Origin of the sequence: Xenorhabdus sp. KK7.4, from assembly GCF_963876465.1 — a bacterium.
Classification (GTDB): domain Bacteria; phylum Pseudomonadota; class Gammaproteobacteria; order Enterobacterales; family Enterobacteriaceae; genus Xenorhabdus; species Xenorhabdus stockiae.
In genome coordinates, this window is the sequence record NZ_CAWNQF010000009.1 from 1 (window position 1) to 1150 (window position 1150).

At 57.1% G+C, this 1150-nt stretch carries 1 protein-coding gene; it reads left to right on the forward strand.

Annotation, left to right across the window (positions count from 1 at the left end; genetic code table 11):
- Window positions 1-158 precede the first annotated feature (158 nt).
- On the forward strand, window positions 159-1150 hold a 992-nt coding region (locus AACS90_RS03060), incomplete at its 3' end, for a PAAR domain-containing protein (protein ID WP_193757315.1).

Genomic DNA, 1150 nt, shown 5'->3' on the forward strand with positions numbered 1-1150 from the left:
TTAATGATGTTGTTGAATACCCCAAAACAGGTGCTGATTTTCACCGGCACCTGTCAGGGGGAGATGACCGCAGCACAACGGGAACAGATGCAGACCATGATGGCAACGTTCCGGTTACGCGATGAACTGAAGGATAACGCCTGACAGGGAGGTGTAACATGAGTGTTTCACAGAATGTGATGATGGGCGCAGCGGCGGCAGGGCGCTCTTCTCCGTTACCTGCCACACACAATCATCCCTCGCCTTCAAAGGGCGGCAAATCTGCGCCAGTCCCGCCACGGACAGAAAAATCCACGTCTGACCGGGCACTGGAATTTTTACAAAGCGATACCTTCGCTAATGCCACACTGGCAACCAGTGCCACCTATGCGGTGGCAACGGGTGCGGCGGCCCCTTTCGCGGTCGGATTAGCCGCCGGTGCAATCGGGGGGGCGGCGGGGATGTATGTCGGGGATAAAGTCGGTCACGCTATCGCCAAAGGCATGGGGATGAGCACCATCGCAACCGAAGGTGAAAATCCGGCCAGAGAAGGCGATGCCATTGCCCACCAGAATAAAAATGCCGGGCTATGGGGCGCGCTGGGTGGGGTTTTACTGGGTGCGGTTGCGGCAGTGGCGGTGGGTGCTCTGGTGGTGGCTACGGGAGGCGCGGCACTGGTTGTGGTTGCGGCGGCCGCGGCGGCCGGCGGGTTTGTCGGTGGTGCCTGTGCAGGGATTGGTGCCGCCATCGGGCAATATGGCAGTAATAAAGGCACCATTGCGAAAGGATCACCCAATGTGTTCTTTGAGGGTAAACCGGTCGCGCGGAAAGGCGACCCGGTGATATGCAGTGACCATCCTCCCGGTGTCGTCGCTGAAGGCGCCAAAACCGTATTTGCCAACGGCAGGCCGATTGCCCGGTTGGGGCATCGCACCACCTGTGACGCCAATATCAACAGTGCCGCAGGATCCATTTCTGTTACCCAGGAAACAGGCGAGGCACTCCCTATTTTACAGGAAAGCAATAAAGCCTTGCAGTGGGCGGTGGTCATTGCCGGATTATTACCGTTTCCACGCAATAAAAAAGGCGTCACAAAATCGGATAAGCCGAAAGCCTCCACGCAGAAAAAAAGTAAAAAGCCGAACGACAACGATACCTGTAGTGACCCGGT